Origin of the sequence: Nitrospira defluvii, from assembly GCF_905220995.1 — a bacterium.
GTDB lineage: Bacteria > Nitrospirota > Nitrospiria > Nitrospirales > Nitrospiraceae > Nitrospira_A > Nitrospira_A defluvii_C.
Window position 1 is genome coordinate 147,292 of the sequence record NZ_CAJNBJ010000020.1, and the last position, 14,213, is coordinate 161,504.

Here is a 14,213-nt window from a genome sequence, read left to right on the forward strand (position 1 = left end):
ACGAGATACGATCCAGTGAGGGGTGTCTATGGCGAGCAACTATCATTATGACGTGATCATTATCGGCACGGGCGCAGGCGGCGGGACGCTGGCCCATCATCTGGCACCCTCCGGCAAACGCATCCTGCTTCTGGAGCGAGGCGGATACCTGCCACGCGAAAAAGACAATTGGGACTCGAGGTCTGTCTTCGTAGAGAAACGGTACAAGGCGGCCTGTAACTGGGAGGACAAGGATGGGAAGGTATTTCATCCGGGGATTCATTATTACGTAGGCGGCAACACTAAAGTATACGGCGCCGCCTTGCTGCGCTTTCGCAAGGAAGATTTTGGAGCGATTCGGCACCACGGCGGGATCTCGCCGGCCTGGCCGATCGCCTACGACGATCTTGAACCCTACTACACCAAGGCCGAGCACCTCTATCAGGTTCATGGCGAGCATGGCATCGATCCGACCGGCCCGCCAGTCAGCGCACAGTACCGCTACCCACCTGTAAAACATGAGCCACGGATTCAGGAATTACATGATGACTTGAAGCGGATGGGACACCACCCTTTTCCCCTTCCCTTGGGGATTCGCTTGAATGAAGACCGTCGAGAGGCGAGTCCCTGTATTCGGTGCAACACCTGCGATGGCTACCCCTGTTTGGTGAACGCCAAATCCGATGCGCACATTACGTGTGTCGACCCGGCGTTGACTCATTCCACGGTGACCCTCTTGACGCATGCCTATGTATCCCGGTTGGAGGTCAGTCCTTCCGGGCGGGAAATCACGAAGGTGCATGTGTCTCGTCATGGAGCGCCTGAGGAATATACGGCGGACATTGTGGTGGTGTCCTGCGGGGCCATCAACTCAGCGGCACTCCTCTTGCGGTCGGCAAACGACAAGCATCCAAGAGGCCTGGCCAACTCCTCGGACGCGGTGGGGCGCTTTTATATGTGCCATAACAACAGCGCGTTACTGGCGTTGTCGAAACACGAGAATCCCACGGTGTTTCAAAAAACGCTGGCGATCAACGACTTCTACTTTCGCGCCGACGATTGGGACTACCCGCTTGGGCACATCCAAATGCTCGGGAAATCTGACCTCGAACAGCTACGCTCCGGCGCTCCGGTGTTCGCGCCTGGAATGGTGCTGGATCAGATGGCCAAACATTCCATCGACTTCTGGCTGACCTCTGAGGACCTTCCGGACCCCGATAACCGTGTCCTGCTGAACAAGCAAGGTGAGATCTCCCTGCATTACACGGTGAACAACGATGAAGGCCACGCACGGCTTACGGCCAAACTGAAAGATATGCTGAGCGCACTCGGTTGCGAGAAGCACCTGATCCCGACGTCACTCTACTTAGGCAAGAGAATTCCGCTCGCAGGGACGGCGCATCAGAACGGAACGATCCGGTTCGGGACCGATCCCAAAACGTCGGCCCTCGATGTGAACTGCAAGGCGCACGATCTGGACAACTTGTACGTGGTGGATGGCAGTTTCTTCGTGTCCAGCACTGCGGTGAATCCCTCCTTGACGATCATGGCGAATGCCATGCGGGTGGGGGATCATTTACTCACACGCCTCGGCGTCACTTCAGAAAACGGAGAAAAGTGATGACGGCCACCACTCTCAAGGTGTTCTTGCGCATCGCCAGACTGGAGATTGAAAAGATGGGCGTGCACCGTGAGCGGACTTACAGGCAGCTAGATCGGGGAGTCCTCCTATTTTCTCTTTTGCCGTTTGTTTACATGTGGATCCTGCTTGTGGCGCCAGTCGTCGCGGCGCAGCCGGCTGTCCAGACAGTTGATGCGATTGGTATGACCGTCTCGGACGTGGACAGAGCCGTGGCATTTTATTCCACCGTCTTGGCCTTCGAGAAGGTTTCCGAGGTCGAAGTCCTCGGAGCCGAGTATGAACACCTGGAGGGGATATTCGGGCTACGGATGAAGGTCGTCCGCATGAAACTGGGCGATGAGGTGATTGAACTGACTGAATACCTTACCCCAAAGGGCCAACCCATTCCCACAGATTCTCACAGCAATGATTTGTGGTTTCAGCATATCGCCATTGTCGTGAAAGATATGGAAACGGCGTACGAGCGTCTTCGCGCATTCAAGGTGCTACATGTGTCGACGTCGCCGCAGACGATCCCGAGTTGGAACCAGGCTGCTGCAGGCATTCAAGCGTTCTATTTTCGTGATCCGGATGGCCACAACTTGGAGCTGATTTATTTTCCGCCGGGTAAGGGAAAGCCTAAATGGCAAGATTCAGGGAACCGATTATTTCTAGGTATTGACCATTCAGCGATTAGCGTAAGAGACACTGAGACCAGCTTGGTGTTTTATCGCGATGTGCTGGGGCTTACCGTTATGGGAGACAGCGTAAATCATGGGACCGAACAGGAGCATTTAGCCAATGTGTTTGGCGCCCTGGTGCATATTACCGGGCTCCGGCCCCTGGGCGAGGGGCCAGGCATTGAGTTTCTGGAGTATCTCGCACCAACCACCGGACGACCTTTCCCTCCTCAAGCACGAGCCAACGATTTACTTCATTGGCAGACACGATTAGTGGTGGATAATCTTCAGGGGATTGCCGAGCGTCTCAGACACGGGAAATATGCCCTTCTCTCATCGGATATCGTCACATTACCCAACCGAGTACTGGGCTTCACAAAAGGGTTGCTCGTCCGGGGTCCCGACGGGCATGCCATGATGTTGGTGGAAAAATAATGAACGGAAAGGCTAGTGCAATTACTAAGTCTTCAATGGCGTATGGGTTGACCCGTGTGACGCGGCGACGGTCGCTACGGGAACATCTGACCCAACCGGTTCGTGATATGACTGATCGGTTTCGACCAAGGCCACCAAGGAGAATCCTATGAAACCCAATCTGATGAAGGCGCTGCTCGGTGGATTTGCCGGGACGGTTGCCATGACGATGATGATGCAGTTTGTCGCTCCTCTCATGCTCGGACAACCCATGGATGTGGCTCATCTCTTGGCCGAGTTTCTCGGGACGCCATGGGTGCTAGGAATGCTGATTCATTTTGCATTGGGCAGTCTGGTCTTTCCAGTGGCATACGTCTTCGTCCTGTTTACCTACCTTCCTGGTCCTCCAACCCTTAAGGGAGTGTTGTGGGGAATTTTGCTATGGGTGCCAGCCATGGCGGTCACCATGCCGATGCTTGGGCAGGGCTTCTTTATGTCGCAGACGCTTGGCCTGAGAGGTGTAATGGCTGCATTCATGGCGCACCTCATCTATGGGGGAGTGTTTGGCGCAATTGCCGGAAACGGCGCCAAGTAATCAATGGTCATTGGTGTGTTCGGGCTCTCTTTGATGAATACGTCCCTGGAGATAATGGGGCGGTCTCGGAGTCAGCCACCAAGCAGGATAGACGGGATCCGTCGCAATGCTCATCCAACAATCCAATGAATGAGTCGAAGGGACATGTGAATGATGCACAATTCAACCAATCAGACGTTTGAACCTGGCCTCACCCCTACACCAGTGGACTTCGGGAGAGAGATCTGTGGCGATCTTTACACGGCTGAGCACCGGGAATGGCTCGTGACCAATGGCATCGGTGGGTTTGCTTCCGGGACAGTCGCAGGGTTGCTGACTCGCCGTTACCACGGGCTCCTATTTGCAGCACTCATGCCCCCGCTGGGCCGCACCTTATTGGCGACCAAGTTCGATGAGACGATTGAATATGATGGAGAAGTGATTTCTCTCTGCGCCAACCGTTGGGCTGGCGGAGCGATCGATCCCCACGGCTATCGATTTCTCGAGCGGTTTCGTTTAGAAGGAACGACCCCGGTGTGGACATTTGCGTTCGCAGACGCACTCCTGGAGAAACGTATCTGGATGCAACAGGGCGCCAACACCACCTTCGTTCGGTACGACCTGATCCGTGGTCGGGCGTCGATGAAGTTGACTGTTAAGGCGTTGGTTAACTATCGCGATTATCATTCCACCACGCATGCCAACGGGTGGCAATTCACCATAGAACCTGTCAATCGCGGAGTACGGATTAGTGCGTTTGAAGGCGCTACGTCCTACTACCTCTTTTCTGACTCTGCCATCGTCGAACCAACCCACGTGTGGCACCACAGCATGGATCTGTCCGCAGAACGTGCGCGGGGGCTTGAGGACCATGAGGATCACCTGCAGGCGGGCATATTCTCAGCTGAGCTTCAACTGGGTGAATCGGTGACGCTTATTGCCAGTACGGATTCCAACGCAGGCGAATCGAAGCGCTCAAGCCGGGAAGAGCAGCGGCAGCATGAGCGGACGGTGCTTGACTCGTTTTACTCCGCCCATCCTGATCTACCCGAAACCGTACCCGCATGGACTCAGCAGTTGATCCTCGCTGCAGACCAATTCATTGTCGAACGATCCATTTCAGCGCAATCTGAGGGCCGATCGGTCATTGCGGGGTATCCTTGGTTCGGTGACTGGGGGCGGGACACGATGATCAGCCTGCCTGGATTGACACTCACCACTGGTCGTCCCGAGATTGCCCGAACTACTCTACAGACATTTGCCCTGGTGACTGACCGAGGAATGCTTCCCAACCGCTTCCCCGATGCCGGTGAAACGCCCGAGTACAACACCGCGGATGCGACCTTGTGGTTTTTCGAAGCAGTTCGCCAGTATTACGCCGTGACGCAGGATCGGCAGTTGTTGCGCGAGATCTTCCCCGTCTTGGAAGACATTATTGCATGGCATATTCGGGGAACCCGGTTCCACATTCAAATGGATCCACAAGATGGGCTGCTGTATGCCGGAGAGCCAGGAGTACAGCTCACCTGGATGGATGCCAAAGTAGGCGACTGGGTGGTGACCCCGCGAATAGGCAAGCCGATCGAGGTGAATGCCCTCTGGTTGAATGCGCTAACCACCCTCATCCAGTTTGCCGCAATCTTGAACAAGCCCGCGCACCTCTATGTGGCAACGGCAGAACGAGTGCGCGTGAACTTTCAACGATTTTGGAATGATGCCACTGGCTGGTGTTTTGATGTGATTGATGGGGAGGCTGGACCAGACGCTTCCCTCCGGCCCAACCAGCTATTTGCCGTTTCTCTCCCAGATAGCCCGCTGCGACCCGAGCAGCAGCGCGCGGTGGTGGACATATGTGCGCGACATCTGTTGACCTCTTTCGGCCTCCGCAGCCTGGCGCAAAATGATCCACAGTATGTCGGTCGATATAGTGGCGATCCTCGTGAACGCGATGCCGCCTATCACCAGGGCACTGTCTGGGGTTGGCTCATTGGGCCGTTCATTCACGCCCACCTCCGCGTCTACAAAAATCCCGGCATCGCGGCAACGTTTCTAGCGCCATTTATCCATCATGTGCAGACCCATGGACTTGGCAGTGCCAGTGAAATATTTGACGGAGACCCCCCCTTTACTCCACATGGCTGCCCAGCACAGGCTTGGACGGTAGCCGAAGTTCTCCGTGCCTGGCATGCCATTCAGTCGATGGCACACGACATTCAGGAGAAGGGCAGCGCTCCTCCTGCGCAACCGAGTAAGCGAACCGAGACAAGAAAACCTCGATCCAGAGAAAGAGACGGTGCCAAGCGATGAAGCGACGAATGATACGAGGTGATCTGAAATGATCGATGGCCAGATCTAGAACATTTGGGGGATTGTTCGATTCGCAAGCTGCTATAGGCAAGGCTGATCCATATACTGAGCCGACCGCCAAATAGTGCGTAGTTCATGACGCGGCATAGCGGACATGTTTCTCGTGAAACAGGTTGGTAATCACCTGCGGTTGCTTCTGGCGCCGATACAAATGGCGGCGCACGATGGCCATGAGTTCGGTCCGGTTGGTCGGCCGACTCTTGCCGAGCCCGTTGGTCTTAACGTCCTGATTCAGCAATTCATCGTGGTTCAGTTCCGGGCAGTAGCCCGGCATCCGAATCAGCCGCAGCTGCGACGAGTGAGTGGCGGCAAAGCGCGTGGCTTTCCTGGATTTGTGCACCGGATGCCCGTCCACGATCAGATAGATCTTGCCGACGACCTGTTTGAGCAGCCGCTGCAGGAACGTCACAAAGACGGGTGCCTTGAATTTGCCCTGAAACACCATGAAGGCGAGCGCCCCCTTATTGGTGATGGCCGAGATCATGTTGCACCCGAAGCGCTGGCCGGTGGCCCGTATCACAGGGGTTTGTCCCACCGGGGCATAGCTCGTACCCGTGACGTGGTCGCTGCGCAGCCCCATCTCGTCGCCCCAGTAGATCGCCGCCTTGTCCCGTCTGGCCTGCCGGGCAATCGCTGGGTATTCCTGCTTCAGCCACCGCGCGATGGCCGCATCGTTCCTCTCGTAGGCGCGCCGCACCGGCTTCTGCGGGCTCAAGCCCCAAGCCCGGAGGTACCGCCCCACGGTCACGAGCGACACCGTGATCCCATATTCTCGCGCGATCAGGCTCGCCACCGCCGCGCGCGTCCAGAGATAGAACGGCAGCCTCAACTGAGCGGGCATCTGGCCCACGATCAGGCTACGGATGCGCTGCGCGTGAGCGACGCGCATCCGTCCGCCCTGTCCAAGCCGGCGGCCCCGGCGCTTCAGCTTCAAGGCGCGCAGCCCGCCGACCTTGTCGATCGCCACCCACTTGTTCACCGCACGTACGCTCACCCCATAAGTCTTGGCCGCCGCGGTCTGCCTGAGACCTGCGCGCACGGCTTTGACGGCCAACCGCCGCAAGTGCGCCTGTGCCGCCGGAGCCAGTGTCCTGGCATCGTCTTGTCTGTGCATGGCGCACTATAACATACTACGCACTATTTAGTGAACTGATCAGTATCTATCTGCCGGAATGCATCACCATTGGTTGCTCTACATTTTCAGGGAAGAGAGCAAGGCGTTCTCCGCGTCATATGCTTGATGCCATCGCATTCCTCGCACTCACAATTCTGAGCAACCAGGTGAATCACATCGCGCACACACCGCGCGATCCCCAATGCGAAAGACTTGGTCGACGGGACGGCAAGGTGGGTATTCCCTGGCTTGCTGGATCTTTCCGTGGGCTTGGATATAAGCAGGCACCCATCGTTCGTGACCCGGATGGTCATACGGTGCGGCTCGTTCAACCATGAACCTCAATAGAGGCCGGATCATTTTCATGAAAGAAAACGAGCGGGCCATCTTATTTCAGCCGAACCATCGTGAGCGGTGACAGCCATAACAGAGGCTGCCATGCCATGCGGTGCAAATTCGGCAGCCCTGTCGAACGGTCTGCTGGTGGCTCGTCCGCATGATTCATGAAGAACGAAGGTGAGAAAAAACGAGGAAGCCACATAGCGAACGGTGAGAAATGGGCTGGCAGCACTCCGACAAGATGCCGGTCGAGTGGGGTGCGGAAAGCAGTTCAGCCGAGAAGCCTGGACAACCCCTTCTCGCTCAGAATAGTAATCGTCCGGCCATCCATTTGAATGAGGCCGTCGTCCCGGAACTGCCCCATCGTGGTGCTCACGGTTTCACGGCTGCAGCCGATCAGATTGGCCATTTCCTGGTGGGTCAACTTGACCTTGAGACGGATGCCCTGCTTGTCCGCAACGCCTTCGGTCTTGCCTAGTTCCGAGAGCAGGTGGGCCAGGCGGGCCGGCACCTCGCGAAAGACGAGATCTTCAACGCGGCTCTGGATTTTTTTGAGCCGCAGGCCGATCAGCTTGGTCAGTTTGATCGTCACGTTGGGGTGCATAGCCAAGTATTGATCGAAATCCTTCCGTGGAATCACACAAATAAGCGCATCATCGAGAGTCTCAGCCGATGTCGAGCGAGGAGCGTCTTGCAGCACGTCGAGTTCTCCAAAGACGTCTCCCGCCTCTAAGATCTCGAAGGTGACTTCTTTCCCGTTCGGCGCCGTGTTGGCAATTTTCACGCGCCCTCGCTTGAGGAGGTACACACTGCTGCTTGGGTCTCCAGGAAGGTACAAGGGCTGCCGCTTCTTGACCTCCTCCATGCGAGTGATCTTCTCCATCTCCTGCATCTCAGAGGGGGAAATCCCGTCGAACAAATGAATGTGCTTGAGGTACCAGAGCTTGTTAGGGGAGGTGGGGGAATGGCTCATTCAGTCGGCTCCATTCGAGAGGCTCAGCCTACTCGAATCACGGCATCAATTCAAGACCTAGCCTTTCTCGCAAGGGCGGACGATAGGCGATTCCTCTGCCTGGACTCCCCCGGTAAGCCACTGTCCCAACACCACGATCAATGTCTGTCGAAGCACCGTCCACTCGACCGGTTTCGGAAGGTACGCTGCGGCCGCGCAGAGTTCTCGATGGCGCAGAAGGTCCTGGGGCTCGGCCCCCGTCACCATAATGACGGGAATCTTCGAATCGACCGTCTGAATCGCCAGAAGTGTTTCAATGCCGTCCATTTCCGGCATGTGAAAGTCGAGGAGAACGGCAGACGGTCGATGGTCCTGAAGCCAATGGAGGGCTTCGAGTCCACTATGGGCAATCGCAACATGACATCCTTCAGCAGTCAGCCTGTCTGAAAGTCCCATCGTCATATCAGCATCATCGTCCACCAACAGGATCATGGGAGCGCGCACCGGCTGTTCGAACATCTTGCGCCTCTTCGCTTTCCCAAGAGCGGGATCAGACTTGACTCACCTTCCTCGCTATGGGAAGGAGAGGTGGTTCGTTTACATACCGTATAGAAAGCAGCCGAGTGAAACCGTAAGCCAGCTGACAGTTCTGGGCCCTCGGTTACGGCATGATGGCCTCAGTTGCGAACCCGGGAGACGACCCGTAAGTGGGACTATGAGTACGCATAGATGAGTAGGCAGGTGCTAATCGGACTGTTAGTGTTAGCCGGCGTCAGCCTGCTCGGTGTCGGCGCGGCGGAGCATCTGAAGTCGAGCATCACTCCCCGAGACTCGATGACGATTCAGGCACTCCAGGACATTCTGGCTGTAACGGTCCAAGAGTTGAAAGAAGGGGACAGCCAATGGCGCTTCTCCTATGCCGATGTTGAGATGGCGCTGCTCACCAGTGAGCCGCATGACCGCATGCGAATCGTCGCGCCGATCGGACCGGAAGCCGAACTCACCGACCGACGGCGGAAGCAGATGCTGGACGCTAGAGCGTTTTTGATTTAAGGAACGTCTGATTAATTCACGTTTGTCTTGAGAAATCTGCTCAGAGATTGGTCAATGAGAGCCATCAATCTCGGAACGAGGTCGCCCGGGAGCATCGTATCGGGATTCGCCCGCCGTCGAGCCGCTCCCTCGTGCGGTATCGACCCACGTCAGCTACGCCTCCGTCAGCAGGCGCTGTCGAGCCACGTACAGATTCGCCAAGCCACAGCTGATGAACAGCCAGTGGGTATTCTTCGCCAACCCGCGGTAGCGGACTTTGGACCATCCAAAGATGCGCTTGATCACCAAGAACACATGCTCGACTTTGGCGCGGACCTTCGACTTGGTGCGATTGCGGGCCCGCTCGGCCTCGCTCAGGGGCCGATGCCGATGGGCTTTGGTCTGGATAAAGCTCTTGGCACCGGGGGCGTGGTGCCGGATCACGTCGCGTTGCCCGCTGTAGGCCGCGTCCCCCCCCACGCGGGTCTCCTGTCCATGCAGCAGCTTTGGCAAGACCTGGCTGTCATGCACATTGGCCGCCGTGGCGGCCACCGCATGGATCAGCTTGGTCCGGCTATCGACGCCCAGATGGGCCTTCATACCGAAGTCCCACTGGTTCCCTTTCTTCGTCTGATGCATTTCTGGATCCCGCTCCTTCTGGCGATTCTTGGTCGAACTGGGTGCCGCAATAATGGTCGCATCCACGATGGTCCCCCGGCTGACCTTCATGCCTTGGGCGGCCAGATACGCTCCGATCCGCGCAAAGAGTTGTTCCCCCACCTGATGGGCTTCCAGCAGATGCCGAAATTTGCAGATCGTCGTCTCATCCGGCACGGGCTCACGGCCGAGATCAATGCCCACGAACTGCCGCATGGCGCGCGAGTCGTACAGCGCCTCCTCCACCGCCGGGTCCGACAGGTTGAACCACTGTTGCAGACAATGGAGGCGCAGCATGCGTTCGACGCCCACCGGCGGACGCCCCGGGCCCTCGGCCCTGGGATAAAACGGCTCAATGGCCGCGGTCAGGTCCGCCCACGGCACCACGCGGTTCATCTCATCGAGAAACCGCTCGCGGCGGGTGGGCTTGCGATACCGTTCAAAGCTGGCTTCCGCGAAGGTCTGTTGCGGCATGGGGGCGCCTCCTCATCAGTGCTGCGCTACCCCACCATACTGTGTAGGGAGAATAAATCAGAGATTCCTTAAGTGTATACATTCTGTAGAGTGCCCTCCATTGGTTTCTTGATGGAGGCAACAGGATGGAGGCCTATTCGCAGGATCTACGGGACCGTGTGTTGAGAGCATTGGAACGTGGGGAGCGTCCGACAGCCATTGCCGCCCGATTTGAAGTCAGTCGGGTCTGGGTGTATCAGGTGCGGAACCGGCTCACGCAGACGGGGCAGCGGAGCAGTCTCCCAATTGGAGGCCATCGGCAGTCCCGGTTGGTCGGGATGGAGCCGACACTGCGGGCATGGTTGAAGGAAACAGGTGATCTGACCCTTGCGGAGATGTGTGCCCGATTAGCGGCACACGGGATTGCGATGAAGGTCCCCGCCTTGTGGCATCAACTCGACAAATGGAAGCTCACCCTTAAAAAAACCCCTACACGCCAGCGAGCAAGATCGCGCCGACGTGCAAGCCGCACGGCGTGAGTGGCAGGCAGCCCAACCCGCGCTGGACATCACGAAGCTGGTCTTTCTGGATGAAACGGGAACGTCGACGAACATGGCCCGGCGCTACGGACGCGCCCCGCGTGGTGAACGGTGCGTCGCCGCTGTCCCGCACGGACATTGGCACACCACCACCTTCGTGGCCGGGCTGCGGCATGATGACATCTCCGCTCCGATGGTGGCGGAGGGGGCCATGACCGGCGCCCTGTTCCTCAAATATGTCCAGGAATTCTTATGCCCGACACTCCACCCCGGCGATATCGTCATCGCCGACAACTTACGCAGTCACAAAGTGGCCGGCGTCAACAAGGCGCTTGAGGCGGTGGGGGCACACATTCGCTATCTCCCGCCGTATTCCCCCGATCTCAATCCCATTGAAAAACTGTTTGCCAAACTCAAAGCGCTGCTCCGGAAAACTGCCCCTCGAACCGTGGACGCGCTCTGGGCTGACATCGGCATGTTGCTCGACCGCTTCACACCCGCTGAATGCACGCGCTACTTCGCGTCTTCAGGCTATGTAAAGACATAAACCAAAAACGCTCTAATTTTCACTCCGCCCTAGACGCGCGCTACGCGACGAGCAATGGCCTCGTCTATGCGGCTTACATCCATCCACTCTCACCTCTCCGCTCTGAAGAGCTTCAATCCGCTCTCCGGCAGTTGGCCGAACTCGTGAAGACATTCGGAAGCACCTATTCCAGCGGCGAACTCTCGTTCGGACAAGCACGCCCTTCAGCCCCTCGGGCACCTCGAACGCAGCAGTCACCCGTCTATTAACCTTCCCTATCGGTGATGATAGCGGAGGCGGCATCCATTCCGATACAATCGCCGCATGCTGTTTACCCCTCTCTTTCACGGAGGACGCAGGCCTTGCCCACACAGGCTCATCGATTCAAGAAACGAATAGTCTTCGCGTCGCTCGCATGTCTCGTGATCCTCGTGATTGCGAACCTCGTCTGGCTTGCAAGTCGCTACAGCGCCAGGACTCCGCAAGCTGTTGCCCTTACGGCATTCTCGAAAGACGCCTATCCCGAAAATCCGGAGAAGACGAGCCAGGTCTTCGGCACTTATTCTCACCGACAATTGATTGTCGAACAACTCGACGGCACCCGCTTTCGCATTCGTCTGGAACCCGCCACGCCGCAGGCTGCGGCCATCGAGCTCACCGATGTCGATCTCGCGCATGTCGTTGCGGCAGTTCCCCCTTGGGCCAAAAGCGACCTGGATTTGACGAAAATCGGGTTGATCGACCGGGAATGGAACCGGCAACAGGTCCGATTCACTCGACCCTCACCCCATCTTGACGTACGCGAAGGCGGAGACGGGTTCGAGCAGCGGGCACTGACCCGTGTGGATCTCGCGCGCAACTGTTTGAACGCGGGCTTATGGGAATTGCTGCTCTTCACCACGGAGGACGGTGAAGAGCGAGTGTACGAGCACCTCTGGTTCACGTTCCCGCTCGGACTCTACAAGCAGGTGTTCGAACGGGTGAACGACCTGTCCTATTGGTCCTACTGGTGGTCGCTGGAGCACTGGGTCGATCCGTCAGGCACGGCTATCCGATTAGACCGACTCAGGACAGTCGAACGGGAATGGCCGGTCCAGGCCACAGCGCTGTGGGACCAGCCGGTGTCGGCGCAAGGCGAACAAGTCCTCAAGCGCCGAAACATTCTGACGCCAGTCGCCACGACCTATCGCGATTGGTACAACCAGCCAGTGCGATTCGCCAGCTTCATCCCGCCTGGGCGATACTCTCGCGCGCACCCGCGAGAGACACAGCTTCACTATCTGGCTGAGCTTACGGGCGCCATTGTCCGGCGCGTGAAACTTAAGGAGGACACTCGCTCTCTGTTTGAGATAGAACTCGCCTTTCGCAGCAGCAAGACAGGGGAGTCAACTCGCCTCATTCTTGGCGGGCTCGATTGGGCCGCGATTCCGGTGGCGTCCTCAGCGCAGTACGACCGTGGCTGGCAGGTTCCTCTTGGCATCGGCAACCCCAGCTTCTTTGAGTCTTATGAGCAGGTTGTGGCAAGTCCTCCGATCCACCGCACGTTCTATGGATTCCATCTCGACGCACAGAACCGTTGGTTCGACCATCACGCTATTGGCGTGGATGGCCCTCTCTTTCACTGGGATGCCGATGATCCTTCCCTGTTGCACTTGTATCTGTTGAGCTATGAGCGCCATACACTTCTGAACCATGTGATCCTCGTGATTCCCCAGCGATCATGAGGCCCATCGATGCTGCCGTCACTCAAGTGGATTGCGTTGGGATCGTGCTTGTCCTCCTCTGATTGTAGCGGTGCTCCATCGGGCATGGTTCATCCCACCGGAGACCACCCTCTGCCGGTTTTTCACTGCATCATGAGTCAAGGCAGGCATGTCCCGGTAAATGCTCAGTTTGTACGCCAACTTAGGAGACTCTAGCTGAATTGTGGGAATCTTGCTCCATAAAAAACGCCGCCCTTCCCGGTCTTCCTCCCGTTGTGCTTTGTGAATTGGCTCACAGATTCAAATTGGGAATTGAGTTACCGTGAAGACATGCCGAGAGAACATTCCTCACGAACAGACCGATCTAAGACAGACCAGATGCTTGGCCTTAATCAGCCGATCGAAGGGAGCACCATGAAGGAAATACCTTGTGCCGTAGAACACCCGGTCACGCGCGAGACGGCACATCCGACACCACCATCTCATCAGGGCTCGGTGCCCTCCGAATCAGCGAGCGGGCCGCGTTCCGGCAAATTCATCATCGCCGCAGTGATTGGACTCGCCATCGGCGCATTCTTCTGGTTCGACATGGATGCGTATCTCACGCTGGAGACGGTGAAAGCGAACCGTGATCGGCTCCTGGCCTTCACTGACGAACATCACGCCGCCGCCGTGGCGAGCTTTATCGTCACCTACAGTCTGGTCACCGGCTTGTCGCTTCCCGGCGCCACGATATTGACCCTCGTCGGAGGCTTTCTCTTCGGGAGCCTGTGGGGCACAGCCTTCGTGAATCTCGGGGCGACCGGCGGAGCCACGCTCGCGTTTTTGACCGCTCGCTATCTCTTGCGCGGGTGGGTCGAGCAGACGTTCGGCCAGAAGCTGGGTCCGATTCAAGAGGGGTTTGCAAAGAACGCCTTCAGCTACCTCGTGACGCTCCGGCTCGTTCCCTTGTTCCCGTTCTTCCTGGTCAACTTGGTGTCGGGCCTGACGCGGGTCCGCCTCGGCACCTATGTGCTCGCGACGGCCCTGGGCATTGTGCCCGGTAGCTTCGTCTATGCTTACGCCGGGCGTCAATTGGGCACGATCAATTCGCTCAAGGAAATTGCCTCGCCCAACGTGATTCTGGCCTTCACCTTGTTGGGACTACTCGCCCTGGTGCCGATTCTGTATCGGCGATTTGCCGGCAAACCAGTTGAACCGGTGAATCGTACAGAGGCTCCCTCTCACCCATGAACGAGATTCGATGCCCCCTCATCAACCGAA

12 protein-coding genes are annotated in these 14,213 nt (G+C 57.4%); 8 read left to right on the forward strand and 4 right to left on the reverse strand.

Features of this window, described 5'->3' with window-relative positions:
- Positions 1 to 28: 28 nt before the first annotated feature.
- The 4 genes from KJA79_RS21280 (at position 29) to KJA79_RS21295 (ending at position 5,575) form a co-directional block, all read left to right on the forward strand.
- Positions 29 to 1,600, forward strand: coding sequence for a GMC oxidoreductase (locus KJA79_RS21280; RefSeq protein ID WP_213044112.1), 1,572 nt, complete (start codon positions 29 to 31; stop codon positions 1,598 to 1,600).
- A 134-nt stretch (positions 1,601 to 1,734) separates the two neighbouring features.
- On the forward strand, positions 1,735 to 2,715 hold the full coding sequence (locus tag KJA79_RS21285) for a VOC family protein (RefSeq protein ID WP_425518132.1): 981 nt from the start codon (positions 1,735 to 1,737) through the stop codon (positions 2,713 to 2,715).
- Positions 2,716 to 2,863: 148 nt separating this feature from the next.
- Complete coding sequence (locus KJA79_RS21290) at positions 2,864 to 3,289, forward strand: DUF6789 family protein (protein WP_213044114.1); 426 nt, start codon at positions 2,864 to 2,866, stop codon at positions 3,287 to 3,289.
- A 150-nt stretch (positions 3,290 to 3,439) separates the two neighbouring features.
- A complete protein-coding gene (locus KJA79_RS21295; RefSeq protein WP_213044115.1) occupies positions 3,440 to 5,575 on the forward strand; it encodes an amylo-alpha-1,6-glucosidase in 2,136 nt (711 codons plus the stop codon).
- A gap of 133 nt (positions 5,576 to 5,708) precedes the next feature.
- Here KJA79_RS21295 and KJA79_RS21300 read toward each other — a convergent pair whose 3' ends face one another.
- From KJA79_RS21300 to KJA79_RS21310, 3 genes are all read right to left on the reverse strand, one after another.
- Entirely contained in the window at positions 5,709 to 6,749 is a 1,041-nt protein-coding gene (locus KJA79_RS21300) for an IS630 family transposase (RefSeq protein WP_213044116.1), read from the reverse strand.
- Positions 6,750 to 7,359: 610 nt separating this feature from the next.
- Positions 7,360 to 8,061, reverse strand: coding sequence for a Crp/Fnr family transcriptional regulator (locus tag KJA79_RS21305; RefSeq protein ID WP_213044117.1), 702 nt, complete (start codon positions 8,059 to 8,061; stop codon positions 7,360 to 7,362).
- A 57-nt stretch (positions 8,062 to 8,118) separates the two neighbouring features.
- Positions 8,119 to 8,559: a response regulator gene (locus KJA79_RS21310; protein ID WP_213044118.1), complete on the reverse strand. Its 441-nt coding sequence runs from the start codon at positions 8,557 to 8,559 to the stop codon at positions 8,119 to 8,121.
- 210 nt (positions 8,560 to 8,769) lie between these two features.
- On the opposite strand from KJA79_RS21310, the gene KJA79_RS21315 reads away from it, so the two are divergent.
- Positions 8,770 to 9,093, forward strand: a complete 324-nt coding sequence (locus KJA79_RS21315; RefSeq protein ID WP_213044119.1) for a hypothetical protein — start codon at positions 8,770 to 8,772, stop codon at positions 9,091 to 9,093.
- 153 nt (positions 9,094 to 9,246) lie between these two features.
- Here the strand turns inward: KJA79_RS21315 and KJA79_RS21320 are convergent, their stop codons facing one another.
- Positions 9,247 to 10,203 (reverse strand): IS5 family transposase, encoded by a 957-nt coding sequence (locus tag KJA79_RS21320; RefSeq protein WP_213044120.1) that lies wholly within the window; start codon positions 10,201 to 10,203, stop codon positions 9,247 to 9,249.
- 125 nt (positions 10,204 to 10,328) lie between these two features.
- Between KJA79_RS21320 and KJA79_RS21325 the strand changes: the two genes are divergently transcribed.
- The 3 genes from KJA79_RS21325 to KJA79_RS21335 all read left to right on the forward strand — a co-directional run bounded on the left by KJA79_RS21325 (position 10,329) and on the right by KJA79_RS21335 (position 14,183).
- A protein-coding gene (locus tag KJA79_RS21325) for an IS630 family transposase (protein WP_213044121.1) occupies positions 10,329 to 11,268 on the forward strand; the annotation gives its coding sequence in 2 pieces (ribosomal slippage) (positions 10,329 to 10,670 and positions 10,672 to 11,268; 939 coding nt in all).
- A gap of 401 nt (positions 11,269 to 11,669) precedes the next feature.
- Positions 11,670 to 12,971: a hypothetical protein gene (locus tag KJA79_RS21330; RefSeq protein ID WP_213044122.1), complete on the forward strand. Its 1,302-nt coding sequence runs from the start codon at positions 11,670 to 11,672 to the stop codon at positions 12,969 to 12,971.
- 393 nt (positions 12,972 to 13,364) lie between these two features.
- Positions 13,365 to 14,183 (forward strand): TVP38/TMEM64 family protein, encoded by an 819-nt coding sequence (locus KJA79_RS21335; protein WP_213044123.1) that lies wholly within the window; start codon positions 13,365 to 13,367, stop codon positions 14,181 to 14,183.
- The last annotated feature ends 30 nt before the right edge of the window (positions 14,184 to 14,213 follow it).